The 26,574-nt window shown below is 43.8% G+C and carries 22 protein-coding genes and 3 pseudogenes; 13 read left to right on the top strand and 12 right to left on the bottom strand.

Annotation, left to right across the window (positions count from 1 at the left end):
• The first annotated feature begins 125 nt into the window (after positions 1-125).
• The 4 genes from ACM0OZ_RS07130 to ACM0OZ_RS07115 all read left to right on the top strand — a co-directional run bounded on the left by ACM0OZ_RS07130 (position 126) and on the right by ACM0OZ_RS07115 (position 3,110).
• On the top strand, positions 126-587 hold the full coding sequence (locus ACM0OZ_RS07130) for a DUF4079 domain-containing protein (RefSeq protein WP_414582099.1): 462 nt from the start codon (positions 126-128) through the stop codon (positions 585-587).
• Between the two features lie 10 nt (positions 588-597).
• Complete coding sequence (locus ACM0OZ_RS07125; RefSeq protein WP_414582098.1) at positions 598-1,482, top strand: hypothetical protein; 885 nt, start codon at positions 598-600, stop codon at positions 1,480-1,482.
• Positions 1,483-1,571: 89 nt separating this feature from the next.
• The gene (locus tag ACM0OZ_RS07120; RefSeq protein ID WP_414582097.1) at positions 1,572-2,138 is read left to right on the top strand and encodes a hypothetical protein; all 567 of its coding nucleotides are present in this window, start codon (positions 1,572-1,574) and stop codon (positions 2,136-2,138) included.
• Positions 2,139-2,330: 192 nt separating this feature from the next.
• Positions 2,331-3,110, top strand: a complete 780-nt coding sequence (locus ACM0OZ_RS07115; RefSeq protein ID WP_414582096.1) for an ATP-binding cassette domain-containing protein — start codon at positions 2,331-2,333, stop codon at positions 3,108-3,110.
• Between the two features lie 143 nt (positions 3,111-3,253).
• Here ACM0OZ_RS07115 and ACM0OZ_RS07110 read toward each other — a convergent pair whose 3' ends face one another.
• Positions 3,254-4,021: a response regulator transcription factor gene (locus tag ACM0OZ_RS07110; protein WP_414582095.1), complete on the bottom strand. Its 768-nt coding sequence runs from the start codon at positions 4,019-4,021 to the stop codon at positions 3,254-3,256.
• Positions 4,022-4,582: 561 nt separating this feature from the next.
• Here ACM0OZ_RS07110 and ACM0OZ_RS07105 point away from each other — a divergent pair.
• Entirely contained in the window at positions 4,583-4,825 is a 243-nt protein-coding gene (locus ACM0OZ_RS07105) for a DUF6761 family protein (RefSeq protein ID WP_041036493.1), read from the top strand.
• A 468-nt stretch (positions 4,826-5,293) separates the two neighbouring features.
• Here the strand turns inward: ACM0OZ_RS07105 and grxD are convergent, their stop codons facing one another.
• The 3 genes from grxD to ACM0OZ_RS07090 all read right to left on the bottom strand — a co-directional run bounded on the left by grxD (position 5,294) and on the right by ACM0OZ_RS07090 (position 6,910).
• On the bottom strand, positions 5,294-5,617 hold the full coding sequence (grxD, locus tag ACM0OZ_RS07100) for a Grx4 family monothiol glutaredoxin (RefSeq protein ID WP_332995779.1): 324 nt from the start codon (positions 5,615-5,617) through the stop codon (positions 5,294-5,296).
• Between the two features lie 74 nt (positions 5,618-5,691).
• Complete coding sequence (locus ACM0OZ_RS07095; protein WP_414582094.1) at positions 5,692-5,949, bottom strand: BolA family protein; 258 nt, start codon at positions 5,947-5,949, stop codon at positions 5,692-5,694.
• A 304-nt stretch (positions 5,950-6,253) separates the two neighbouring features.
• Positions 6,254-6,910 carry a hypothetical protein gene (locus ACM0OZ_RS07090; RefSeq protein ID WP_414582093.1) on the bottom strand — a complete coding sequence of 219 codons (657 nt, stop codon included), beginning with the start codon at positions 6,908-6,910 and terminating at the stop codon, positions 6,254-6,256.
• Positions 6,911-7,159: 249 nt separating this feature from the next.
• Between ACM0OZ_RS07090 and ACM0OZ_RS07085 the strand changes: the two genes are divergently transcribed.
• Positions 7,160-7,336, top strand: a complete 177-nt coding sequence (locus tag ACM0OZ_RS07085; RefSeq protein ID WP_414582092.1) for a hypothetical protein — start codon at positions 7,160-7,162, stop codon at positions 7,334-7,336.
• Between the two features lie 441 nt (positions 7,337-7,777).
• Here the strand turns inward: ACM0OZ_RS07085 and ACM0OZ_RS07080 are convergent, their stop codons facing one another.
• The 3 genes from ACM0OZ_RS07080 to grxC all read right to left on the bottom strand — a co-directional run bounded on the left by ACM0OZ_RS07080 (position 7,778) and on the right by grxC (position 9,560).
• Entirely contained in the window at positions 7,778-8,584 is an 807-nt protein-coding gene (locus tag ACM0OZ_RS07080; protein WP_414582091.1) for a lysophospholipid acyltransferase family protein, read from the bottom strand.
• Positions 8,585-8,662: 78 nt separating this feature from the next.
• Positions 8,663-9,148, bottom strand: coding sequence for a tRNA adenosine(34) deaminase TadA (tadA, locus tag ACM0OZ_RS07075; RefSeq protein WP_414582090.1), 486 nt, complete (start codon positions 9,146-9,148; stop codon positions 8,663-8,665).
• Positions 9,149-9,245: 97 nt separating this feature from the next.
• Positions 9,246-9,560, bottom strand: coding sequence for a glutaredoxin 3 (gene grxC / locus ACM0OZ_RS07070; RefSeq protein WP_414582089.1), 315 nt, complete (start codon positions 9,558-9,560; stop codon positions 9,246-9,248).
• Positions 9,561-10,603: 1,043 nt separating this feature from the next.
• On the opposite strand from grxC, the gene ACM0OZ_RS07065 reads away from it, so the two are divergent.
• The 3 genes and pseudogenes from ACM0OZ_RS07065 to ACM0OZ_RS07055 all read left to right on the top strand — a co-directional run.
• Positions 10,604-12,211 (top strand): NHLP bacteriocin system secretion protein, encoded by a 1,608-nt coding sequence (locus tag ACM0OZ_RS07065; RefSeq protein ID WP_414582088.1) that lies wholly within the window; start codon positions 10,604-10,606, stop codon positions 12,209-12,211.
• Positions 12,212-12,471: 260 nt separating this feature from the next.
• Positions 12,472-14,832, top strand: a complete 2,361-nt coding sequence (locus ACM0OZ_RS07060) for an NHLP family bacteriocin export ABC transporter peptidase/permease/ATPase subunit (RefSeq protein ID WP_414582087.1) — start codon at positions 12,472-12,474, stop codon at positions 14,830-14,832.
• Between the two features lie 685 nt (positions 14,833-15,517).
• Positions 15,518-15,775: pseudogene (locus ACM0OZ_RS07055) on the top strand (NHLP family bacteriocin export ABC transporter peptidase/permease/ATPase); the annotation flags it as partial.
• A gap of 225 nt (positions 15,776-16,000) precedes the next feature.
• On the opposite strand, the pseudogene ACM0OZ_RS07050 reads toward ACM0OZ_RS07055, so the two are convergent.
• From ACM0OZ_RS07050 to ACM0OZ_RS07040, 3 genes and pseudogenes are all read right to left on the bottom strand, one after another.
• A pseudogene (locus tag ACM0OZ_RS07050) lies at positions 16,001-16,294 on the bottom strand (T3SS effector HopA1 family protein); the annotation flags it as partial.
• Positions 16,295-16,475: 181 nt separating this feature from the next.
• Positions 16,476-16,790, bottom strand: a complete 315-nt coding sequence (locus tag ACM0OZ_RS07045) for a Txe/YoeB family addiction module toxin (protein WP_414582086.1) — start codon at positions 16,788-16,790, stop codon at positions 16,476-16,478.
• Positions 16,762-17,068, bottom strand: a pseudogene (locus ACM0OZ_RS07040) (type II toxin-antitoxin system Phd/YefM family antitoxin). Before ACM0OZ_RS07040 ends, ACM0OZ_RS07045 begins: the two are co-directional and overlap by 29 nt.
• A 279-nt stretch (positions 17,069-17,347) precedes the next feature.
• Here ACM0OZ_RS07040 and ACM0OZ_RS07035 point away from each other — a divergent pair.
• Positions 17,348-17,968, top strand: a complete 621-nt coding sequence (locus ACM0OZ_RS07035; RefSeq protein ID WP_414582085.1) for a phytochelatin synthase family protein — start codon at positions 17,348-17,350, stop codon at positions 17,966-17,968.
• A 482-nt stretch (positions 17,969-18,450) separates the two neighbouring features.
• Here ACM0OZ_RS07035 and ACM0OZ_RS07030 read toward each other — a convergent pair whose 3' ends face one another.
• Together ACM0OZ_RS07030 and ACM0OZ_RS07025 are read right to left on the bottom strand one after the other, a co-directional pair.
• The gene (locus ACM0OZ_RS07030) at positions 18,451-19,716 is read right to left on the bottom strand and encodes a cytochrome P450 (RefSeq protein WP_414582084.1); all 1,266 of its coding nucleotides are present in this window, start codon (positions 19,714-19,716) and stop codon (positions 18,451-18,453) included.
• A gap of 8 nt (positions 19,717-19,724) precedes the next feature.
• Positions 19,725-21,839, bottom strand: coding sequence for an AMP-binding protein (locus ACM0OZ_RS07025; protein ID WP_414582083.1), 2,115 nt, complete (start codon positions 21,837-21,839; stop codon positions 19,725-19,727).
• Positions 21,840-22,512: 673 nt separating this feature from the next.
• On the opposite strand from ACM0OZ_RS07025, the gene ACM0OZ_RS07020 reads away from it, so the two are divergent.
• From ACM0OZ_RS07020 to ACM0OZ_RS07010, 3 genes are all read left to right on the top strand, one after another.
• A complete protein-coding gene (locus ACM0OZ_RS07020) occupies positions 22,513-22,761 on the top strand; it encodes a hypothetical protein (protein WP_414582082.1) in 249 nt (82 codons plus the stop codon).
• Between the two features lie 380 nt (positions 22,762-23,141).
• The gene (locus ACM0OZ_RS07015) at positions 23,142-23,264 is read left to right on the top strand and encodes a DUF6887 family protein (RefSeq protein ID WP_414582081.1); all 123 of its coding nucleotides are present in this window, start codon (positions 23,142-23,144) and stop codon (positions 23,262-23,264) included.
• A 532-nt stretch (positions 23,265-23,796) separates the two neighbouring features.
• A complete protein-coding gene (locus ACM0OZ_RS07010) occupies positions 23,797-26,481 on the top strand; it encodes an NHLP bacteriocin export ABC transporter permease/ATPase subunit (protein WP_414582080.1) in 2,685 nt (894 codons plus the stop codon).
• The last annotated feature ends 93 nt before the right edge of the window (positions 26,482-26,574 follow it).

The following is a 26,574-nucleotide window of genomic DNA, read 5'->3' as shown; positions in this document are numbered from 1 at the left end:
GTCATCTCTCCCTCATCCCCCTCATCTCCCTCATCTCCCTCACTCCCTCCCTGCTCCCCCTGCTCCCCTGCTTTCCATCTCCCCATCGCTTTCCTAACTCCACTTCCCCATCTACAATGTTTACTATGAACCTACCTTCCTTTCTTTGGCTGTGGAAAATAGCAGCATGGTCGATGGGGTTATCGTTGTTAGCTTATTTGCTATTGGCGGTTACAGGCTTTTGGATGTTTCGTAACAGAACATCGGCGCACCCCTCTTTTATTTCCCCCTTTACCGAGGGAAATACAAATGTACGTTCCCTTCACTTTCTAATTGGCAGTTGCATGGTAAGTTTAGTACTGCTGCTGCTCCTGATTGGCATTATTGGCACTTTCGGTCATTTTGGTTCTTTGGGACACTCGTCACACTTCATTAGTGGGTTGATAGCAGTCGTGCTAGTTTTGCTGTCTGGTGGAAGCGCATTGCTTATCAATCGGAGACGACCTTGGGCTAGAGGTGTCCATGTTGGCGCTAATATTGCCCTGTTTTTTGGCTTTATCTGGGTATCGCTCACAGGCTGGAGTGTGGTACAAAAGTACTTACCATGATGATTCACAAATGACCCGGCAGCCTCACGACCAGTTTGCCAAGCAGTATCTAGAAGAATTACTCTCTCCTTTAGGAAAGGTCGAAGTCAGTCGCGAAGTCACTGACGAAGTTCGACAAGTCGATATTTTATTTTTCCCCGCACCGTCGCCCAACGCTGACCCGCAATCTCTGGGGTTACTTGGTAAAATTGCGACGAGTGCTTCGTTGTTGGAACCCTATCGCAATCAACCGAGTAAAACCGAGGTACGCAATTGTATCCTCAAATTATTTTCTTTCTATGGAGAGTTGCAGCGCAAAGCAAGGCGAGAGAGTACTTCTTTACCAGAGGATGATTTACCGCGTCTGTGGATTTTGGCAACTTCTGCATCGGAAAAGTTGCTTGATGATTTTGGGGCTAAATTAGATTTAGAGAATTGGCTACCTGGTATTTACTTTCTAGCCAAAGCTTTGAGGACGGCTGTAGTAGCAATTAACCAGTTACCTGTAACACAGGAAACTCTTTTGCTCAGGATTTTAGGTAAGGGAGAAACCCAACGCCAAGCCGTTAGTGAATTACTAGCACTTCCTAAAAATAATCCTATACGTCAGAACGTCCAACAACTGCTTGCTAGTTGGCGTATCACTGTAGTCAACCAGGAAAACTTAACTGAAGATGATCAGGAGTTGATTATGAACTTGTCACAAGCGTATATGGAGTGGCGCGAAGCTACATTACAAGAAGGACAACGCTTGGTGGTGGAAAACTTGCTTAGAGTCCGGTTTGGAACTGTGGATGCACAACTGTTGGGAGTGGTTGAAGCATTAATACAGTTACCACCACAAGAATATAGCCGTTTGTTACTAGAATTATCGCGTGAGGAGTTGTTAGCTAGGTTTGGATCAAGCAGCAATTGATATTGATAACGATAATATCAAACGCTGACAATTGGGCTTCATAATTACCAGTTAGTATTAACTTAAAGTACAACAATAATGATGGAGCCGTGACAGCAAACTCAGCCGATACTTCATCTTCTGTATTTCGCCTCTCTCCTTTAATTAGAATCACGCTTTTGAGTCTATACATAGCACTCACAACACCGTTGCCTTTTCTTTCCCAGGTAACAGCAGCACCCGTACCACCAGCATTACTGTGGGTGGGCATTATCATAGGTTTTATTGCTCTGTATGCAGCGTTGAGCGAACGCGTCATTGTAGATGACCAGGAAATTCAGGTAACTTATCCTCAATGGGTACCGCGTTTTTTCCGCAAAGGCTGGTCGTTACCTTGGTCTGAGGTAAAACAGTTAAAACCCCGCACAACTGGTCAAGGAGGACTCGTTTACTACTTCCTGAGTCAGGAAGGAAAAGCTTATCTACTACCGATGCGTGTAGCTGGATTTGCCCGTTTGGTAAAACTTGTGCAAGAAAAGACCGGGATAGATACGACAGATGTCTATCCTTTAGCACAACCTTGGATGTATTTAATTTTACTTGGGTTGACGCTGTTGCTGCTGTTAGTTGATGGTTGGGCGATCGCCACAGCGTTAGGGCAAGGTAACATAAATTAAAGCAATCACATTAAGTAGCCAACCGATGACCTACGGTACAACGAATGTAACGGATGTAACGGATGTATGTGTGTGAAACCCAAAGACAAACTATCCGCTACATTCGTTAGTCGTGCGTTGCTAAATTAGCGTGAGCCTTAGAGGACATTTATTACATAAAGGTTTATTTTGGAGAGTCAACAAGACACGCAGATGAGGAAACTTACCCTCAAAGCACAACTGCGCCTAGAACAAGTCAGTCTTTTTGCCAGCTTGAAAAGCCAGAGTAAAGGTAAGCAGCTGGGACACGCAATATTACAAGATATTTCCTTTGAGGTATTTGAGGGAGAACGCGTTGCCATTGTTGGACCATCCGGTGCAGGGAAAACTCATTTATTACGCCTCCTGAACCGTTTAAGTGAACCGACGAGCGGTAAAATTTATCTGGAAAATCAGGAGTATCGGCAAATTCCTGTATTGCAGCTACGCTCCTTAGTGACATTGGTACCCCAAGAGCCGAAGCTTTTGGGAATGACAGTCAAAGAAGCATTGGCATACCCGCTGGTTTTGCGTGGTTTAGCGAAACAGACAATTGAGGAACGCGTGACTTACTGGATAGAAAAGTTGCAAATTCCAGAGGAATGGTCAGCGCGGACTGAGGTGCAACTTTCTCTTGGACAGCGACAGCTTGTGGCGATCGCTCGTGCTTTAGTGATTCAACCGAAAATTTTATTGTTAGATGAGCCAACCTCTGCCCTAGATTTAGGTACGGCTGAGTATCTTATGGAAACTTTAAGCCAGCTTGCTCAAAGTCATCAAACAACCGTTGTTATGGTAAATCACCAGCTAGAGCTAGCCCAGAAGTTTTGTACACGGCTATTGTATTTACAGCAAGGGCGCTTACTTGTCAATCAACAAGCGTCTGATATAAGCTGGGCTAACTTAAGAGAAAGCCTGACGCAAGCAAAAGCCGAAGATGAATTTGGATTATAGTTATTAGTTATTATTTAGTCCAAATTTCGCTTACGCTCATTGGGACTAAAACGTAGGGCAGTGAGTGCTAATCATCTCCTTTTCTCCCTCATCTCCCTCATCCCCCTCATCCCCCTCATCCCCCTCATCCCCTCGTCCCCTTCTCATCGGGGAGTGCTGAGGGTTGAACGTTGATTGCTAAACCTCTCTTTAGGTAACTTTGTTGCTGACTGTCCAATATTGGCATTTAAAATTTCCATGTTAAAACGGTATCCTACATTGCGGATCGTTTGAATTAAACTAGGTTGGCGGGGATCTAGTTCAACTTTTTTCCGCAACGACAAAACATGAGTATCAATGGTGCGTGGGTTATCTATAGCATCAGGCCAAGCACGCCGTAGCAGTTCTGACCGACTTAATGGCACTCCTCCAGCTTGTGCCAAAACGTATAGCAAACTGAATTCCTGCGGTGTTAAGTCAATAAACTCTCCTTGGAAGCGAACGCGACGCTGTACTAAATCAATTTGCAAAGACCCATAATCCAAATAAGCTGGTGCAACGGGTGTGCGATTGCGACGAATAAGTGCCTCAACCCTTGCAAGAAACTCTTGCATCCCAAAAGGTTTGCTGAGGTAGTCATCTGCTCCCGCTTTCAAACCAGTGACTATATCAGCTTCATTGCTACGGGCAGATAGCATTAAAATTAAAGGCTGTTGTTGACGATGTAACCAACGGCAAAATTCAATGCCATCACCATCAGGTAAATCGGCATCGAGAATGACCAGTGTTGGTTGATGGCTTAAAAACACTTCTCTAGCTTGATAAATACTTGCGGCTTGATGCACCCGATAGTCCAGTTGTTGCAAGTGCCAGCCTAGCAATGACCTCAGATGGGGATTTCCCTCAACGATTTCAATACAAACCGAACCCACGGTGGCAAGACCCCTTAGCGTATATGAATTTCAAAGTAACAAAGCCTATGTCTTAGGTTTTGTAATCCTTGTTACCTCAATTGTTATTGGCTTCATATTTACTAATACCAATACTGGCAAGGTGCTTAATTGATGCCTTAGCCAAAGCCAAGTTAGTAATATTCTTAAATTTTTGTTAGACTTAGCAAAAGTACTTTTGATGAAAAATCCTGCTATCAACTGGAGTGCGATTTACCAAAAAAGTGTCACCAAACAAGCTAATTGTTACCAAAAGAGTTTTTCAGCTTTATGGTGAAAGCAGATTCGATATTGTTGAATAGAGCGGTGCCCACACCCTCCAACCCAGTTAGGCTATTGGTTGAGATAATTATAACAATAGCTTACCGGATAATCATATTCCCAGTTTTCTGGAATAGGATCGAGATAGTCTGTAGCTGCTCGTGAGAGTTCCCTTTGGGGGAGATATCTTCTTTTAGTTAATGCCAAACTAAAAGTGAGACTTCACATCTCAGCTTCAATAAATTACAATTTTCTATTCCAAGCAGTTTTCTAACAGCAGTTATGCTCCAAGACACACAAACCATTCGCTATTACCAAAGACTAACTGACGCCTTCGTCGAGTTATGGAATCGCGGTTATCGTACGGATGATATGCGGATGTATTTGGATGGCTATATAGCCGCACTGCAACACAGTAATGCCATTGAACCGTATCTGATTCATCGCTTAGAGGAGGAAGCTAATCGCTACTTGCACGATGTATCAAACTTTACAATGACGCAGCCCCAACCGGATTACTATTAATATCTTTTCTCAATGAGAAGTAGTATCCGTAGCGCAATGCAGATGATTATAGCATATCTATTATCTGCATTGCACAAGTGTGAAAAATTGGAGATATTTCTTTACAATCACAGTACAAAAGCCCTAACTCACGAGTCATAAGTTCTAAGTGAGCTGATTTATTAGCTCACTTAGAACTTTACAAATATAGTCACACGCTACTTGCTAGCTCAATAGCCTTAAGCCTACACCACGGCTGCGCCGTTAGGTAGGGGCGTTTTTTCATAACTAGCAACTTGCGTTCAAACAAAAGGTGCCCGAGTCGCCTACGCAGGATTGCTGCTGTTGTAGACGTCACGGACACACTTTCCAACGGTGTAACAAACAATTTGTTCCAGAGGGCAGCATAGCAACTGCCCGTCGGAGAACTTGCTCAGTATTCAGGACTGTTTTACTATGAGGTGACTGCTAATTGCAATATGGTTAACTTCAGGAAGCAAGTGCTACTTCCACCATTTGCTGCAATTCGCCGTTTTGGTACATTTGTATCAGGATATCTGAACCACCAACGAATTGACCGTTGATATACACTTGGGGAATTGTTGGCCAGTTGGAATAGTCTTTAATTCCTTGGCGGAGTTCGTAGTCATCCAAAACATTAACTGTCTCGAAGGGAACTCCCAAGGTATTCAGTATTTGCACGACATTGTTAGAGAAACCACACATCGGCATTAACTTGGTTCCCTTAAGGAAAACCAAGATTTTGTTTTGTTGTACCAAATTATCAATTCGCTCTTTAAGTTCTGGCGTCATTGTCTTTTTGTTTCCTATCTTACTTTTGGTCTCATGACTGGTATTGCCTTACGTCCTAAGTCTTGACTCAAGACTTAGGACTGAGGATTATTTTGCCAAGCTTCGGGAGTATACGTTTTTAGTGCCAAGGCATGGATCGCTTCACTAGACATGGCTGACTTCAGTGCACCATAGACTAACTGGTGCTGTTGCACAAGTCCCTTACCTGCAAACTGCGATGAAACTACTGTCACTTGATAATGGTCACCACCTCCAGTCAAGTCTTGCACTTGAACTAGGGCATCTGCCAGTTCTGCCTTTATCATTTCCTGTACTTGTTGCGGACTAATCATCGCAATTCCTGATCATTTCAAACCCTAATAGGGATTGTAACGCCTCGTATCTGGGCAATTCAAAATTTAAAATCCCCTGCGGCAAGTTGCTTTGCGTTTACACAATTCAAAATTCCACAACCTGATGTTGGCAAGCATTTTTGCTGTTGACAGTAGGCAAATTAAATGTGTGACAGTAGACTACATCTATTTCAAACCCTAATAGGGATTCAAATATCAAGAGTCCCCACCACTGATTATAATCCCATCTTACCATTGGGCTGAATGGGGGGGAGGTGGGGAGGTGAGGAGAGAGGTAATTTGATTATTTCTTCTGGGAGGAGGGAGAGGATGAGGGAGAGGATGAGGGAGAGGATGAGGGAGAGGATGAGGGAGGGGAAGAAGCACTACCACCTCTAGAAAACGGAGCATCAACAAAGCCCAACTCGAACAACTGCTGATAAGCTTTTTTACCTAAATCCCGTGTTGGTTGTTGGCTTTTAATTATTTGAATGAGCAACGGTACAGCTAATTCCGGCTTATTTTGCGCTCTATGTACCAATGCTAGCTGGTACGTGGCTTCATCCCGCATTTGGGCAGTTTCTAGCGCCTTTTTGCGTTGAGCATCAGCAACTCTGATGTCAATTCCAGAAAAGCTAGAATTCAAGTCTTGATAAAAATTAGAAAGCTGATTAAAAACGAGCCGTGCTTCTTGGAGTTTCTTTGCTGCTACATCGTAGTTTTGGGAAGAAACTGCATTACTTGCGTCTGCCATCAGACGCTTCCCTCCCTCAAGGCTCAAAAGGCTGTTATTTTGTGCTGTGGGACGGAGGTTGTTTGGATCGTTGGGATCAATAGGTTGTGGTTGATTAGAGCCACTTGGTAACTGTACCTGAGCATTAACGGGTGATAAGAAGCTGAGGGCTGCTATCACTGCTAAGGAAGTGAAGCGAATTATAGGAACGGTTCCAGACAAGTTCATGAGGTCATTTACAGAGATAACTAAAAAAGCAGTTATGAAACTTCGGGTATCTTAACTCTGTTTTGAACTTTGACAAAACAAAGCCACATATTAAGTTTCCCTGATTTAGACTCAAAATCAATGAAACCAGGTTCCCCTAGCGTGTGCATATTAGCTAATCCGCCGCTATCAATGAAGGTACAAATTGCTCTAATTTTTCAACGACAGGTGTATCACAAATCAGTCTGGGGATAGTTTGACAAGGCAGTGGTGAAGAGTTCGTTTTTAGAAAGCGATAGAAAATCTTTTAAAATTGCCAACCGTTTGATAGGACTGAAAGAGGTTTTAGTTGCCGAGCCTAAGATTGTCGTGCAAGAAATGCATGATAAATCCCGTAATCTGCTCTATATCCAGCAATGGTATCTCAACCATAACGGTGGCAACTAAGCGGTCATTCGCAGCGATTTGGTTACAAAAAGGTGAATGCATCTCCTAGCGGCGCTAGCAGCGCAACAGTTACGCAAAGCCGTAGCAGATCTTTAGGAACAACTGGGGGACGAAATGATTCAAAACAAGCAATTCCTGAGAATGACAGACAGAGGATAAAAAGCGTACTCCCAATAGCTGACTCTAACCTAATCCAAGAAATTCAGGTCACTTGTACCTTCATCGTAAGTTTTTAGGAGATTTACAAATCTCATTCATTACCCTTAACAATCAGGAGGTGTTGTTACAAAGCTGTACCTTAGGTCGCTGTACTAAGAACGCAAACAACTTATACCGATTCATGCTCATGACAGCTACAAATAATTCTCGCTTGCCCTTGCCGTTGTTCGCCTGCACCGGGTACTCTCCTAAAGTGCAAACTTAAGTGAAATGGTATAATTACTAACTATTAGCAATTTCTGCAAATGCGTGAGTAGTAACTTCTGATTCGTGATGGCTTAATTTTTTGAGAGCTATTGCCAAATCACCAGTGAGACGTTTAGCATTTTGTTTCAAGGTGCCTCTAGCGTAATCTACAACTTGTATTGGGGAACCAATCTGAATACTCACATCCGTACCCCATGTAGGTAACAGTTGGCTGTAATTGATGCTGATGGGTATAATTTTTATACCTAATCCTGGATGACTAGATTCAGTACTCAAAGCCAGACGAGCGATTCCTGGTTTTAAAGGGTGAACTTTACCATCACGAAAAATGCCGCCCTCTGGGTAAATAACCAACATTTCTCCATTTTTAAGTAATTCAACACTATGACGGAGAGTCGTGATTGAGGGCTGTTGAGGATCTACGGAAAAACCCCCTAAGCGTCGGACAAACCAGCCTTGGAACCCTTGGCACTCAGTGATCGTAACCATGAATCGCAAGTCTCGTCCAGTCACGCAGCGACCAGTTGCGTACGGTAAGAGCAACGAATCCCAACGCGCCCGATGGGTGGGAGCAAGGATAACAGGACCAGTTTTGGGGAGGTTTTCTTGTCCACTGACTTTAATCCGCCCAAAGAAAAACGGTAGAACAAAGTGACCCCCCAAGAAATACGCTAAATGACCTAACCAAGGAGAAATCTCAGAGGTAGTAATATGAGCCACCTTAGCATTTTCTGGCGTAGTAGCAGGATTATCACAGGAAGTATCAAAGGAAGAGTTAAACTCAATCATGACGGTAGCGGGTGGCTGTTGGGTTGAATACATTCAAAACTCTGTTAGATACACCGTAGATTTTCTTCCCTGACTTGTGTAGCACCAACTGGACAGTTTTATCTCTGTCCGTTAGTTAGAAATATGTCGGCGATGAGTAAACCAAGCTTGTAATTGCTGACGACAGGCGGACTCTAAAATCCCACCGATGACACGCAGGCGGTGATTGGAAGCAGCGCTATCGGGGATATTGGCGACGGTACGAATTGCACCAGTTTTGGCATCGTCTACCCCGTAAACTAAAAGTCCTATACGCGCTTGTACAATAGCACCTGCACACATTGGGCAAGGTTCTAGAGTGACATAAAGGGTGCATTGGTTCAGACGCCAAGTTTGTAACCTTTGAGCGGCTGCTCTGATAGCAATAATTTCCGCGTGAGCTGTAGGGTCATTGTCACGTTGTTTCCTGTTTTCACCTTCTGCAATCAAACTTCCGGACGAATCAACAATAACAGCGCCTACGGGTACTTCATCCGCATCACCCGCAATTTGTGCTAAGTCTAAGGCGCGACTCATCCATTGCCGATGTATAAGATATTCTGAGTACTCAAGTAGCATTTTCTTAGTCCTAAAAAGAGGACAAGCGGGGGTGGGGAGAAAGTCAAAAGAATTTTTGAGTGTTGACTCTTGACTTTTGACTTTCTTTGTGAATCTTTTAAACAGCAGATTGGGCGAGAAGAGGATCTAACTGACCTTGCGTATCTAGTTCATAGAGGTCATCACATCCGCCGATGTGCTGATTATTAATAAAAATTTGCGGTACTGTGCGGCGTCCATTGGCACGTTCTGCCATCTTTGCTCTAGCTGCTTCGTCACCATCGATTTTGTATTCGGTGAATTTCACGCCTTTCCACCACAGCAGAATCTTGGCACGGATGCAATATGGGCAGGTTTGCCACGTGTAGATTTCAACATTGGCTTTTACTTGCTCTAGATGACGTCCTAATAGGGAGTTGAGAAAGTTCAACATGATGTTAGTAATGTTATTTTATGAATCGTTTTCCTCTGTCTCTAGCCTAATTCAAGCTTGTTGTAGGATGGGCGACACGAGCGATCCTTTTTTAGATGCCGCTCAGGCACAATGTACTCGTGTCTGAGTACTGCCTGTGGTGCAGTTCATTATTTGACTCAAGATTCTAAGAGGATGTTTGGAAAGTGTCGTATTGTACCAAAATTTATTGATGAACCCCCTAAATCCCCCTTAAATCAGTTATCAGTTATCAGTTATCAGGTGTATGGTGGGGGATAAAGAAGCGCCACCAACGGCTTCCACGCTCTTGGTGGGGGACGCGCGACCACTCGTATTTAACTGATAACTGTTTACTGTTCACTGTAAAAAAGGGGGACTTTCCCCCCCCTTTTTTAAGGGGGGCTAGGGGGGATCAAGTAAAATATAGTGGTTTGCAGTTGGGTAAGGTACACAAAGAAATAATGAACCACTCATGAAACACAGATGTAGGCGTAAGCCGTGCCGTAGGCTACACAGATAAATCTGTACTTCATTCAATTGAGTTTCGCTATATTTGATACTTCTCAAACATGCTCTAAGGATGTTGTACAAATTTTGTGTGAAATTCTTTGGAAAATAGAGGAATGTCACCAAAGTTAAAGTAATTAACTGGTATAGAATATTCATAGTGCTTAAAACAACCAGAAAATTTATATTGCTTATGCCATGTCAGTCTGGCTGAAACTTAAAGAGTAGGCGTACAAAATTGGTCAAACTATTTATCAACTTAAGAATGGATTGCTATCTAATTATCTCAATCAACAACTAAACGTCCGCCTATAGCCATGTATGCAGGTCGCTTGTCTTGCTGTCTCAAACTTGTGACACTTGTCTAAGTCCTGCCAGTTTTACACCACATTTTTACTAGTGAGTTACTTCTGCTAGCCTGCAGTAGCCATGTCCTTGGTGTAGCTTGTGAAAGCGCTTCGGGGGCGTACATCTTCATGCCCGTAGCGGGGTTATCGAACCTCATGGTTGCGTAAGTCCTCATAAGAATAGACAAGATGCAAAATAAAGAAAGGAAACTCTTTCGTACTGAAGCACTAGAACGCCTGTCCTCACCGGAGCAACTTGACCGACTGATGCAGGTAACGAGTCCCCAAGCCTGGGTACCCTTAGTTTCTATGGGCTTTTTGATAGCTGTGGCTGGCATTTGGAGCGTAGTTGGGCGAATTCCACTCACCGTTACAGGCTCTGGTGTGTTGATCCGACCTCGTCATGTGGTGCAATTTCAAGCACGCAGCGCTGGTCAATTGTTAACCCTGAATATTAAGGCAGGAGATGTCGTAAGGCTTGGTCAAGTACTCGCTACAATCGACCAATCTAATATTAAACAACAACTACAACAAGAAAAAGCAAAGTTGGTTCAACTGCAACAGCAGAACCAAAACACTGATAGGCTACAAAAGCAGCAAATAGCGCTGCAACTAAGAACGCTCGAACAGCAGCAAAAAGACTTTGAAGAAACCCTGCGTCGAGAGTCAGTCGCACCAATACTGCATAATGAAACACTTGAAGCATTAGAGCAAAAACGACAAAGCTTTGAGCAAAGTTTGTCAAGAGAACAAGTTGCGCCAGTTTTGTACAAAAAAACTCTCAGTGCACTAGCAGAAAAACGCAAAAGTCTTCAGGAGCGTTCATCACAAATCAGGTCATTGCTGCAAACTTTGCAACAACGAGTTGAAACTCGTCGTAGTTTGTTTGAACAGAAGATTATTAGCCAGGATGCGCTGCTACAATCTCAGCAGGAATTGTTAAACGCTCAGGCGCAACTGTTAGATATTGAGGCACAGCTTAAAGACCTTGAAGTTCAAAAAACGAGTAGCGAACGGGAATATTTACAAAACCTCAACAAAGTTGACGATATCAAAAATAATATTCAAGAAATTAAAGTTCAAAGAACTAATGCAAAGCGGGATTACCTACAAAATCTTAATAAACTTGATGAAATCAAAACCAAAATTAAAGATATCGAAGCCCAAAAAACTAAACTGGTTCAACAAGATTTAGAAAAGTCAATTAATAAATTAAATCAAATTCAGGAAGTGAAAAGCAAGATTGCGCAGTTAAGACTACAACTGACTCAATCAAGCCAAATTACGAGCAAATTTGATGGTCGCATCTTGGAAGTTGGTGTTCTCCCCGGTCAAGTTATTAGCGTTGGCACGCGTATTGGGACTATTGAAGCTGAATATTCTAATGCTAAACTCCAAAGTCTTGTTTACTTTGCTGATAAGGATGGTAAGCAAATAAAACCTGGTATGACTGTACAGGTGACACCTAGCGTTGTCAAGCGCGATCGCTTTGGTGGAATTGTTGGCGTCGTCACCAACGTTTCTCCCTTTCCTGTGACAACTGGTGATATTACAGCGCAAGTCGGTAACGAAGACTTAGCAAGAAGCCTTGCTAATAGTAGCGCGGCTCGCGTGCAAGTCGAGGTTCAACTGCAAAAAGACCCAAACACTGTCAGTGGATACAAATGGTCTTCTTCAAATGGACCAGCACTCAACTTATCATCTGGTACGACGACGCAAGTCCGGGTCAAAGTTGGAGAAGTGGCACCTATTTCTTACATTATTCCTATGTTTCGCTCTTGGACTGGCATTTATTAACAAACAGGAAATCACAAAATGCCAAAAAAGTCAAGGTAATGAGTAATTATAGTGGTTCGGGGGTTGAGTGCAATACATCTAGAAATAAGAACCACAGATGGACGAGGCAGTGCGTTGCGGAGCCAGCGCTGCAGGAGGGTTTCCCTCCGCAGCGCTGTCTCACCGCTCCGCGTCTAAGGCGTCTTGGCAGTAAATTAAGCTTAGGGGTGATTTTTGCGTAAGTCCTGTACTTCATTCAAACGAGAAGCGCTATAGTGACAATGCCTTTTGCTTTGATTAGGAAAATTCTGCGGCGACCTCAAACAAGTCGCATCCGCACCCCCACGCTTTTGCAAATGGAAGCGACTGAATGCGGCGCTGCTGCTTTAGGAATTGTTCTAGGCTATTACTCGCGCATTGTCCCTTTGGCTGAACTGCGGCGTGAGTGTGGCGTCTCGCGAGATGGAAGTAACGCCTTTAATATAGTTAAAGCAGCCCGGAACTATGGCTTAAACGCCAAAGGTTTGAAACAGAAAAACCTTGAAAACCTCAAAACCTTTCCCACCCCTTACATTGTCTTTTGGAATTTCAACCACTTTCTGGTAGTGGAAGGGTTTGGAGAAAACCGCGTCTACCTCAACGACCCCGCCACAGGACGCCGGACAGTTTCTCTCCAAGAGTTTGACCGTGCTTACACTGGCGTCACCTTGGTTATGCAGCCAGGACCAGACTTTCAAAGGGGTGGCAAAAAAACTAACATTGTCTCGGCATTAGCTCTACGCTTGCAAAACTCGCGCAGTACTATTCTGTACTGTCTCGTGGCGGGACTTTTACTGACAGTTCCTCGATTGGCTGTGCCAGCTTTTACTCAGGTGTTTGTCGATGAAATTCTCGTCTCTGAGCGCTCTGACTGGATACGACCACTGGTGTTAGGAATGGTTCTCACCGCCGTGGCGAGGAGCTTTCTGGCGTGGTTGCGGCTTACCTACTTGCGGAAGCTAATGCTTAAGTTGTCGGTGACGATGTCGGGACAGTTTCTCTGGCATATTCTCCGCTTGCCGATTGGGTTTTATGCTCAGCGTTTCGCAGGTGAAATCAGCAGTCGGGTGCAACTTAACGATAAAGTTGCGGATGTCCTCTCAGGTCGGCTTGCCACTACAGTCATCGACGCGGTGATGATGGTGTTTTACTTTCTAATTATGCTCCAGTACGACCCTGTACTGACAAGCGTAGCTGTTGGTTTTGCCGCTATCAACTTTTTCGCCCTCCAGTGGCTATCGCGGACTCGTGTGGATGCCAATATGAAGCTGGCACAAGAATACGGTAAGGTTAATGGAGTGGCGATCGCCGGTATTCAAACGATAGAAACAATCAAAGCTTCCGGGCTTGAGTCTGACTCATTTGCTAAATTCGCGGGCTATTATGCCAAAGCACTCAACGCCCAACAGGAATTAGCTTTACAAACTCAAATTCTGACAATAATACCCACGCTTTTAACAGCACTAACCACCGCTTCTATCTTGGTTGTCGGCGGTTTTCGGGTCATGAATGGCAGCCTCAGTATTGGGATGCTGGTTGCCTACCAAAGTTTAACAGGCAGTTTCCTAGAGCCTGTCAACAGTCTGGTCAATTTCGGCAGTTTGTTGCAAGATTTAGAGGCTGACTTAAACCGCTTAGATGACGTACTGCAAAACACTGTTGATGCAGAAGCCTTACGGGGAGCAGGGGGACAAGTCAATTCAAAAGTCAAAAGTGAGCCAGCGCTGCAGGAGGGTTTCCCTCCGCAGGCGACTGGCGAACCCCGAAGGGGTCAAAAGTCAAAATTACAAGTATCCCCCTCATCCCCCTCATCCCCCTCATCCCCCTCATCCTCCTCATCCCCCCTACACCCTACACCCTACACCCCACACCCCTTCCGCTTGCAGGGTTATGTTGAGTTGCGGAATATAACTTTTGGCTATAGCCGTGTGGACAACGCTTTGATTGAGAACTTTAGCTTAAGTTTGGAGCCGGGACAACGAGTGGCGATCGTAGGGGGGAGTGGTTCTGGTAAGTCTACAATTGCTAAGCTTGTTTGCGGTCTTTACGAACCTTGGGAAGGAGAAATTTGCTTTGATGGCGTACCTAGAACCCAGATTCCTCGCTCTGTTTTGGCGAACTCTTTGGCAATGGTAGAACAGGATATTTTTCTATTTGCTGGGACAGTTCGGGAAAATCTTACCCTATGGGATTCCACAGTATCACAAGCTGATTTAGTGCGGGCTTGCTCTGATGCAGCCATTCACGATTTGATTGAATCTCTGCCTGGGGGATATGATGCCAAGCTGATTGAAGGGGGAATGAACATCAGTGGCGGACAGCGCCAGCGCTTAGAAATTGCTCGCGCAATGGTTCGGAATCCATCAGTATTGGTCATGGATGAGGCGACTTCTGCGCTGGATGCTCAAACAGAACTAATGATTGATAGAAATCTGCGGCGGCGCGGTTGCTCTTGTATTGTGGTAGCGCACCGACTCAGTACGATTCGAGATTGCGATGAAATTATTGTACTGGAGCAAGGGAAAGTGGTGCAGCGGGGTACGCATGAGGAGTTATGGCACTCAGGGGGGAAATATGCTAGCTTGCTGCGTACTGAAGGATGATTAGATTGCTGCGCTCTTTAACTAATTCGGCGTTGCTGATTCTAAGTATGAATTTAGGTTCGCGCAAAGGCGCAAAGGCGCAAAGATAAGGGTTTTGAAAATTAAGGGAAGAAAATTTCATACCTCAATTCAGCAACGCCAAACTTTCTCAGTAATAAATTGTGATTGGACAAAAAGCGCTGTCTTGTCACTGACTTCCAGTCAATCGCCCTTTCTCTCTTCCGAAACTTCCTCAATCCAAGCTCGAACAGTAGTAGGACGTAGTGACACACAAATTTGCCAGAATTCTGCTGTACTTTTTTTGACAAAGACACCATCCGTTTTTATTTCAGAGGATAAATGATTTTGGTATTTGACGACCCACCCCATCTGGAACTTTTAAGGATAACAAGCTTTTACTTTAATAAGTTGAAGGTACAATCTCTTCTTGCTAATGAAAGAATGCGTCTTTAGTAGCGGCAGATACAGCCAAACGAAGTGTGGAATTTATTCAGCGGACAGCGCTGCTCGCTTAGAAATTGCCCGTGCTTTGGTCTGACTTTTCACGTCATGTGGAAAAATCCACGAAAAACCTAACCCCCTAGCCCCCTTCCCTACTAGGTTCGGGGAAAAATCAAGGTTCCTCTCTCCTCGTAGGAGAGAGGAATGGAAGCGAGGTTTGACCGATAAGAGTGAAAAGTAAGGTGCAATGGTTCGGAATCCATCAGTATTGGTCATGGATGAGGCGACTTCTGCGCTGGATGCTCAAACAGAATTGATGATTGATAGAAATCTGCGGCGGCGCGGTTGCTCTTGTATTGTGGTAGCGCACCGACTCAGTACGATTCGAGATTGCGATGAAATTATTGTATTGGAGCAGGGGAAAGTCGTGCAGCGGGGTACGCATGAGGAGTTGTGGCACTCAGGGGGAAAATATGCTAGCTTGCTTCGCACTGAAGGATAATTGTAGATGGGAAGGCAAAAGAGACGGTTTATTTTGGTGCTGAACTTAACTGTTAATAAGATAAATCTATAAATGTAGTCAAAAAAAGGAAACAGTAAGTCATTGCCCACTGAAAAGGGGCTTGAAACCGTTGCTCAAATTCAATCAAAATTCCAAATTTCAAGAATTCAAAAAAAGAAAAATTCAAAATCTTTTGGATGAAGCGACTTTTGCCCTAGATGCTCCCTACAAGCTTGTGTAGATATCAGTTGAGTTAGCATTCAAATGCACACGCTGCAAGTCAATATTCAAACGAGAAAACTGCTCCAAGATAGCTTTCATCCGCCCACTAGCTGTACCGAAGCCTTGCTCTGTAGCTTCTAGCAACCCCTGCGCGACAATTTGACAGCGATTCATTCCAAAGCTTTCCGCAACGGCAAATTTTTGGTCTGGTTCCTCAGCCAATCCCAACCCTGGTGCTAACTGCATTGTGAATAGCGGCACTTCTGACTTAAAATACGATTCGTTCTCCTTATAAACTGAAAAGTTACTAATAAGTTAAAGTTCTTAGCTACAACAGGCTCTACCTTACTGGTTGCTTGTTCTGAATTACTGCATAAGTTATGCTCAACTAAATACTCGAAAACATTGTGAGAGTTTAACAGCAATGGCATAAGTTTCTCTTAAAAGTGCTTTGGCAAAGAACTAAAATGTATTCTTATTAGTAATGATACCGACAAGTTAGAAAGTAAATCTGGATGTTTCCCACCCGATAGACAAGCCGATGCTCTAAATCTATTAGCCGCGACCAGATATCTGCATCCATATACTTCAATGGTTCTGGTTTACCAATACCCTCAAATGGGTCTTGCATGACAACCGTCACCAAATCCAAGATTTTTGAAGCTTTCTGAAAATCTTGCTTAAACCACCAAGCTAAATCTTCTTTGAATTTAGAACTAAAACCAGGAGTGCGATTGACTACAACTGGCTTAATTTCGTCAGCTTCAGCAATATTTTTCTTGTTCTTGCTCAATCCCCAACTCCTGCTGAAGTTCTGCCATAGTTTGAGGTTGAATCTTTCCTGTTTTTGACTCTTCTATTGCATCCAGCAGGCGACGTGCATTCTCCGGCGATTGCAAAAGATAAACCGTTTCAACCAAACTCACTAAATCTGACTCAGCAATTCCCGGCTACATTTTCGCTATCACGACGGTTGATGATATACACTTGATGATTTTTTACTACCAGGTCTAACAGCTTAAAAAAGTCATTTCTGGCATCGGTTGGGGATGTGATTTTGTAGGATAGCATCAGTATATGTATGTACAAACTTCTGTACATATATTCTAAATTGTCAATCATCTTGCTAACAACTTCCAAAAAAAGAATCTTTCATGGGCATGAATGGATAAGATGAATGCGCGAAAATCACGATTTTCTAGAGACGTTGCATCCGAAAGTTCTACGAAGGGTACAAAGTATTGAGTCCGACAAATTGCTGCTAAACTAGCTACCGTTGCTGGATTATTAGGTATCACTGGTTTAGGAGCAGTAGGATATTATGCGTTCACTCCACCGTCTGTTAATCGATTGTCACTTCCTGAACACCTGATTTCGTTAGAATCACCAACGGGCAAAAAATTGCTAAGTGAGAGCCAAATACGAAAAGACTACAGCCTACTTAATACTTACTTTGAAACTCAGAAGCGTCCTGCTTATTGTGGTGTTGCTAGTGGGGTAATGGTTCTTAATGCTTTGGGAAGTCATCAAAGTACATATCAGCGTCTGACTCAGGATACTTTCTTCACTCTTCCTGCATCAAGCATTCGCTCACCTTACCTAGTCACTTTTCTTGGAATGTCGCTTGATGAATTAGCAATTCTCCTACAAAGTCATAATCGCAAAGTTGAGGTATATCATGCATCAACTACCACACTAGAACAGTTTCGTGCGGTAGCAAAAGCTAATCTGAAAAATGATAATGATTTTATTATCGTTAACTATAATCGTTCGGCAATAGGTCAAACCGGAAGCGGACATATCTCGCCCATTGCAGCATATCACGAGAAAACAGATAAATTTCTGATTCAAGATGTATCAAGTTACAAATATCCTCCTGTTTGGGTTTCAACCACAATGCTTTGGAATGCGAAGAACACTGGTGATGCTATTTCGGGTCAAACACGCGGATACTTAATAGTTAAAACATAGTAATATCAATGTTATAATAGGCACATACTAAAATGGAGATAAGGTTTTAACTGGCTGTTGTTTCTGATGATGGCTTTACTGCTTTTTGACCACTAAAAAGAGCGATGCCCTTATCTAGAGAAAGCGCGATCGCTCACCATTGAATCTTGAAATTACTTACTTTAATTAATGTGTTTTTTAAGTAAATAGGCGGTTTATTTTGGTGCTGAGGTGAACCGTTAATAAGATGAATTTGTAAATGTCAGTAGATCGCAAACTTTTTCCAACAGAGCGATCGCTAGAAAATTTTGTAGTCTATGCGGCTATTTCTTCAAGACCTCTTTAAAAAGAAAGGTGATAATTAATAACTATCGCTTATATCTGGAACTCTTACCTTGCGGCACGCTAATCAACAAGATGTCGGTTGTTGTACGGGTATAAAATGAAGAACGAAGGCGCTCGTTACCCTTCGGGTGACGCTCGTTGCGACGCTCCTTCGTCCTTCATGGGGTAAAAGTCACGGGGAGGGCTTTCAGACTGCGGAAACCTATGTTCTCTACCCACTCCAGCGTGTCTGTAGATAGCTTGAGATCGGGGAACCGTTGAACTAAGGTATTTATAGCGATCTGACCTTGAACCCGTGCCAGTGGACCACCCAAACAATGGTGAATGCCATCGGCAAAGGCAAGGTGGGGGTTTTCGCTGCGGCACAGATCCAGGCGATCTGGTTGAGAAAATTGAGCTGGGTCTCGATTGGCTGCTCCCAAGCTGAGCAAAACAGCTTGACCCGCTCGAATTGTTTTGCCCCCTATTTCGACATCTTCAATTGCTTTGCGGCTTATAAACTGAACTGGACTATCATAACGCAGCAGTTCTTCTACAGCACTTTCGATAATTGTCGGTTCTCGTTTCAATTTTTCCATCTGGTCGGGGTGACGCAACAAGGCAAGCATACCGTTGCCAATTAGATTGATTGTGGCTTGTTCACCAGCACTTAACAACATTATGCAGATGCCTAACAGTTCGTCTTGGCTGAGGCGATCGCCTTGTTCTCTAGCTGCAATCAGGGTGCTGAGCAAGTCTTCTTTTGGTTTCTTTTCTCGTTCTGCTATCAAGTCGCGTAAATACTCCGTAAACTCCTGCGTAATCTTATTCAGATAAACGTAAGTTTCTAGAGACTTTAACGGTTCAAATACTCTACTAAGTTCCTTCGCCCATAACTTTACTTGGCTATGAGTATCAACTGAAGCCCCTAATATTCTGGCAACAACAAGTACGGGCAGGGGGATGGCAAGATCGGAAATAATCTCCATGCTCCCCCTGTCTTGGAGCGAATCTATCAACTCATCCACAATTTCCTGGATTTGGGGACGCATCAGCTTTACCATATTAGGAGAAAAGTCTTTGCTAAGCAGTTTTCGTAGCCTGGTATGGTCTGGCGGATCTAAAAAAAATAACCATTTGTTAGTAGCTTGTGCAAGTGCATCAAAATTTCCCTGTTGGCGATCAAGGTAATGGTTTTTATCTTTTATCCGTTTTGGTAAATCGGTATGGGAAAAACGCGGATCTCGTAGAACTGCTTTTATATCGGCGTAGCGCGTTAGTACCCAAAATCCCATAAAGTTTAGATGTACGGGGTCGTTAGAGCGGAGGCGATGGTAGATAGGATAGGGATCAGCGATAAACTCAGGAAGTAAGGGATCGAATGTGAATGCTTCAATGGATTCTAGTTTGTTAGTATTCTCTTGGCTAATAACCTTTCTATTCATATTGGTAATCAACTCCATTCTTCTGTATCTTCTTGAGAAGCTAATTGCGTTTGAGAGGATTTTTTTGCTAGATATTCAGCAAGAGCCGCGATGGTGGGATACTGCCAGATAATAGTTACACTAAGTTTACAGTCCAGCCACTCTGCCAATTTAGCCATGAGACTAACTGCTACAGACGAATCTAAACCGTAACGAGTCAAAGGCTCCCTAATGTCTATCTCGTTGGGCTGTACTTTCAAGTACATCGCCAAATTGGAGAGCAGCCAAGCTTGGATAGCTTCTTTTGTAGGGGCTGAGTTGGACAGTTGCAACTCTTCATGAGGTTGCTGGGAAAAAGTCTGTTGCAACTCGGAAGGTAGCAACTCTCTCCAATCGCCTACTGTATTCAAACTGCCATTGAGAAAACCTGTCCGACACGCGTGGCGCTGAACTTTACCGCTGGAAGTTTTCGCAATACTACCCGTTTTCAGCAACAACACGGCATAAACTTGTAACTCATGCTGCTGGGAAATTGCTTGACGGATATCTCCAATTACCTTATCTACATCTAACTTCTTCAGGTGACTTCGCTCGACTTCCACCGCTATAACCACCCGTTCTTCGCTTTCTACATCCACCGAAAATGCCGCACCGCAACTGCTGCGTAGGGCTGGGTTACTTTGTTCTACCGCCTGTTCGATGTCTTGGGGATAATGGTTGCGACCTCGGATAATAATCAAATCCTTGAGCCGTCCGGTGACAAATAATTCGTTGTTTTTCAAAAATCCCAAGTCCCCAGTGCGAAGAAACGGTCCTTCCCCAGTGTCTGCTAGATAGGCATGGAAAGTCTCTTCCGTCTCCTCCGACCGATTCCAATAGCCCTGAGTGACACTCTTGCCCAATACCCAAATTTCTCCCACTCGGTCAGACGGACACAAGGTTAAGGATTCTGGATCGACGATCGCGATTTTATGATCTAACCAAGTTTGACCGCAACCGACAATTTTCTGCACTCCGTCTTCCTTATCGACAGCTTCTACCACTTGGTTTTGCATCAGCGCTGCCTTTTCCACCGGGTAGACAACAGGCGGGGCTGTTTTCAAACCCCCAGAAATCAATAAAGTTGCCTCAGCCATTCCGTAGCAAGGGTAGAATGCCTCTCGGCGGAAGCCACAAGATTCAAAAGTCGCTGTAAACCGCTCCAAGGTTTCTGCACGAATAGGTTCAGATCCACTAAAAGCTACCTCCCAGCTACTTAGGTCAAGATTAGCTCGCTCTGAGGGGGTAATCTTGCTCACACACAAGTCATAAGCAAAATTGGGTGCGCCGCTGGTGGTTGCTTTGTAGCGGGAAATCGCTTCTAGCCAGCGTAAAGGCTTCTGGAGAAAAGTTATTGGCGACATGAGAGTGCAGGGTATACCCAAATAGACGGGCTGTAGCGCGTTCCCAATTAATCCCATGTCGTGGTAAAGGGGTAACCAACTTACAGCGATCGTTTTCTCTGTTTGTTGGAATGCGTTTTCGATGATTCGAGCATTGTGTAGGAGATTGCCATGAGTGACTTTTACCCCTTTAGGTGTACCCGTGGAACCCGATGTGTATTGTAAAAAGGCTAGGGTGTCGCTGTCGATCGCTGGCTGCTGCCACGAATATGATAAATCCCTACTAATATCGTCTGTAGCTAGCCAATGCAGCGCTTGTAGATCTGGCAACTCGGTAAACTGGCGCTTGATCCCGGACAAAACTGTTGTGCTGGTGAGGGCAATCGTTGCCTGTGCATCTGCCACAATCGCTTGCAGGCGAGACAGAGATTGGTTTTGTCGCGGAGGATAAGCGGGAACGGCTATGACTCCTGCGTACAGACACCCGAAAAACGCGGCGATGAAGTCTAAAGAAGGCTGGTAAATCAACAGCGCCCGCTCTCCCCTTGCATCCATACTTTGCAAATAGGATGCGATCGCCCGCGCCTGCATATCCAATTCTTGATAAGTTAAACTAACTTCCTCTGTTTCTCCATCCAATAGAAAGGTAAAAGCTTTTTGGTCAGGCTGATTTAATTCTCTACCGCGTAATATGTCTACAAAAGTTCCAACATTAGCGACATTTAGGAACCTTTTTTTGGCTAACTTCTGATTGCCTACCATTTAGATATCTCCAGCTTTTGTATTAAATAAGTCTAATTGACTTACACGTAAATGAGCCTGACTTTTCTAATGCAAAAAATCAGCTTTCTCAGCTTTCTGTAAATACGCTTTTGCTTCCTGTGTCAGTTCCCCGCTCAATATTTATTTTCAACTTATTTTTGCATTATTATTTTTTTCAGAGTTCATAAGCTGAGTAAATCAGTAAAAAGATATATAAAAAATTTCAGTATTCAGATATATTAAGCGCCTATAAAACCTTTATAGCGTATTGATGCCTTTGTATTCCGTCTGCCGAGAGCCCGTATTGCTCAGCTTTATCAGCAATAACCGAGTGCTGTACTAGGGTTTAGACAGGGTATAGGGTATGGGATGTGGGGTGTATTACATACGGCTCTTAACTGCTGTATGTAAGCTATTTTCTTTAACCATCCCAGTCTTCTAGACTTAAATTTGAGCTTAATTGAGGCTTGTGAATTCTCATGTTTTCAACTCTATTACCATGTCATATTTAGCCTAAAAAAATGTATTTGTCTATAACATTATTTTTATAAAATATGAAACTTTAAATATTAGATGAAAATTGCTATTTTAAGTGCTATGTCTACCTTTATATAGAGAATTAAATAAATTTATACGTGTTTCAATAAAAGTCGAAGAGTTACTAAAAATAAAAATGAGTCAAGTACAATTTTCGGCAAAAAAAGTTGCACAAGAAGCTTCCCAATGGGAGGAACTGAATGATGCCGATTTGATGGCTGTAGTAGGCGGCAGTGGCGGCGTCGTGGACAACGTCACAGGTACGGCGACAGGCATTATCGACGCAAAAAAGTTGGATCAGGCTATTAACGCTCCAGTGGTGGATAATGCAATTAACGGAGGAAACCTGGAGAAGACCGTTGGTAAAGTAATAGAAGCGTTGTAATACACCTGTTGTAGGGGCGGGTTTTGCCATCATCTACTAATTCAAACCAATAACTTATCTGTCAAACCCGCCTCGCATCAGTTCCTATGTATTCCACTTTGATTTGTGAAAATTAAAAGCTGTATAATTCCCGGCTTCTTCAAAAAGTCGGGAATTTTGTTGTTCACCAATGATTTAGGATTGCTATAAATCTGTAAATGTAGTCAAAAAAAGGAAACAGTAAGTCATTGCCTACTAAAAAGCAAAAAGATACTGCTATCTTTGTCTGTCAACTACTTCCGCTATTTTTGCAACCAATGCGTATTGTTCAGATACGATCCTCTCCAAAAATATATCTTCTTAATTGCACCAAAGAGAGGAAAGCTTAGAAATTATCATTTATGAAAACGGAAACTGGGAGTTTAATACTGATGACGAAACCTGATTTTAAACAAATGACCCGTAAGGAATTGAAAAAATATGTCTTGACTGATCAGACTCATGATAAAGCCATCAGAGCCTAAGCATTAACTGCCGCAACCTTAATGTTAAAGTTTATCCTTATCCCTACGATATGTCCTATGAGGAAGTCGAAGCAATTTTTAAATCTAAGTTATAGCTGTCGCCAGGTAGTTGTTGTATTGGTTACTGCTTTTTATTGCTTCATTTTGTTAAACATAACGTTCCTGTGTTTTCTGGGTGTTAACCAGTTATCAATCAATCAGTTATATCATCATAACTTGATTAACAATACTTTTTGTCAATTTCCTCACTTTTCCCACTTTTCCCACTTTTCCCACTTTTCTTACTTTCTCCACTTTGATTAATGGTGATGATGGCTTTACTGCTTTTTTGACTACCAAAAGGTATCGATGAGTTGAACGTTAGGTTTAGCATTATTTGCTTTGATAAAGTATATGTGCCAAAAGCCGTATAATTCCCGACTTCGCCGAAGTCGGGAATCTTGTTGTTCACCAATGATTTAGGATTGCTATATCAGGGTCACTATGGATTATTAGACGCTCCACGATCGCCACCTGCTTTTGTAATACAAATATGGAAGTTCTGTATCGTCTCAAAGCAAATGAACCTTTACTACTAGATGACCCAGAAAAGGTGTGGATCGTTCGGACTGGTAAAATAGCATTATTTACGACAAAAGTCAAGGAAAAAATGCCCGAGGGCGGGGCTTTACCCAATCGCCATTATCTGTTCAGCGTAGGCGCTCTTGAGGCGTTGTTTGGTGCAGCAGTCGATAATGAAAAATCGTTGGGTCTAGTGGCGGTAGCAATCGAGGCAACAGAATTATCTCAAATTTCAATAACTGATTTAGCGGTACAAGTAGCGGCGGGAGAAGCCAGTGCAATAGCCCTATTAGAAGGTTGGGTAAATCATTTAAATGAGATATTCAGGACGGAACCCACAGCAGTAAATTTTGAGCGCTACTTATCATTAAGGGTGCCAGAAAATGCTGCCCAACTGCCAAACATTTTGGCTGATTTACATTTTGAATTCTTCGACTGTTTAAAGAAGCTCCAACAGCAGGAAACAGAGACAGCCTTTCGCCAATTTCAACAACGAGAACAACTCAATCGTCAGGTAGTAGACTCTGCGCTTTCTAAGTTAGCTGCTGTGTTGCAACCGCAGCAAGAAACTGAGTTTTTTCAGCAAGGAACGCCGTTGCTCGTGGCGGCGGGAGCAGTAGGACGAGCAATGGGGATAACGATTAGTCCGCCAGCGCAATCAGACGACCTTAGTCGAGTGAAAGATCCAGTAGAGGCTATTGCTCGCTCCTCGCAGATTCGCACCCGTCGCGTAGTGCTAGAGGATGGCTGGTGGCTTCATGAGTATGGTGCCCTATTGGCTTATAACCAAGAAGAAAACCGTCCGGTGGCTGTATTGCCAGCAGGCAGGCGTTATGTTTTATTTGATCCAGTTGCACAAAGTCGCACAATTGTCAATCAGGCAGTTGCAGCAACGCTAGCACCGCAAGCATACCAGTTTTATCGACCGTTACCCAAAGTTGTCAAAAATGTCATTGCGTTGTTTGAGTTTGGCATCAAGGGTTATCAAAAAGACATTGGGCTAGTGTTAGTAGCTGGAATTGTTGGCTCAGTGCTGGGAATGGTGGTGCCCCAAGCAACAGCGCTTTTGGTAGATAATGCGATTCCAGATAGCGATAAGAGCTTGTTATCGCAAATAGGGCTTTTGCTGTTTGCACTTCTTGTGGGAAAGACAGCGTTTGCCATGTCCCAAGGGATTATTTCGCTGCGGGTGGAAAACGCTGCTTCCGGCGCGTTGCAGCCTGCGATTTGGGACCGACTGCTGAGATTAAGTCCAGCATTTTTTCGCAACTATTCTTCTGGCGACTTGGTAAACCGCACCTTGTCAGTGAACCAGATTCGTCAAAAACTGTCGGGAGGAACGCAACGCACGTTATTGAGCGGACTGTTTGCTCTACTGAACTTGGTGCTGATGTTTGTTTATAGTTGGCAACTCGCTTTAGTAGGGGTGGCTATAGCCCTGCTAACAACTATTGTCACTACTGTTGCTAGCTTACTGGTAATACGTCAGTTGCGACAGCAGCAAGAACTAGATGGCGAGATTCATGGGCTAACGGTACAACTCATTAACGGCGTAGCCAAGCTGCGGGTAGCGCAGGCAGAAGAACGGGCGTTTGCGGCTTGGGCGGAGCAGTACAGCAAGCGTTCCCGGCTCAAGGCTAGTTTCCAACTTATTAGAGACAACGTTTCTGTATTTAACGAGGTACTGTCCTTAGTCACTTCGGCGCTGTTGTTTTGGTTTGCGACTGAGTCTATTGCGATGCAAAAGACAGGCGGGCTGACGGTGGGCACGTTTTTGGCTTTTAATGCTGCATTGGGCATTTTTATTGGGGGGGTGAGCGACCTGAGCAATACTTTGACTGACATTTTGGCAATTGTACCTTTGTGGGAGCGGGCAAAGCCGATTTTGCATGCAGAACCGGAGTATGACCCTACCAAAGCAAACCCCGGTTCCTTGATGGGTCGAGTCGCCTTAGACCATGTTACCTTTCGCTATCATGACGATGGGTTGCCAATTCTCAATGATGTTAGTCTTTATGCAGAACCAGGGGAATTTGTCGCGATAGTGGGACCTTCCGGAAGTGGGAAGTCAACAATATTGAGGTTGTTGTTGGGGTTTGAGGCTCCAGAGTCAGGAACAGTTTACTATGACAGCTTTGACTTGGCACAACTGAATCTTGCTTTAGTACGAAGGCAATTGGGGGTTGTGCTGCAAAATGGTCGAATTGGCACTGGCTCAATTTTTGAGAATATCACCGCTGGAGCATTGGTGTCCCACGAGCAAGCTTTGGAGGCGGCGCGAATGGCAGGTTTCGCTGATGATATTCAGCTTTTTCCAATGGGGATGCACACAGTTATCAGTGAAGGTGGTAGCAATCTTTCCGGGGGACAGCGGCAGCGATTGTTGATTGCGAGGGCGCTTGTCAATAAGCCGAAAATAATCTTAATGGATGAGGCAACTAGTTCTTTGGATAACCGCACGCAGGCGATCGTCACTGAAAGTTTAGATCAGTTGAATGCAACTCGCATAGTGATTGCCCACCGCCTCAGCACGATTCGCAATGCTGACCGAATTTATGTGCTTGAAGCTGGGCGTGTGGTACAGGTGGGTAGTTTCGTGGAACTGGTTAACACCCAGGGGTTATTTGCTCAACTAGTTGCCCGACAAATGGAGTAACTTGTTAGTTAAAATCGCTATAGCAATCCTATTTGATTTATAAAAATCGCCCATGCTGAGATTCCCGACAACTTTTGCGAAGTCGGGAATCTT

Origin of the sequence: Scytonema sp. PCC 10023, from assembly GCF_963920835.1 — a bacterium.
In the GTDB taxonomy this organism is placed as follows: domain Bacteria; phylum Cyanobacteriota; class Cyanobacteriia; order Cyanobacteriales; family Nostocaceae; genus Kalymmatonema.
The sequence above is the reverse complement of the archived record's forward strand: the minus strand, read 5'-3'. Positions and strand labels throughout refer to the sequence as shown.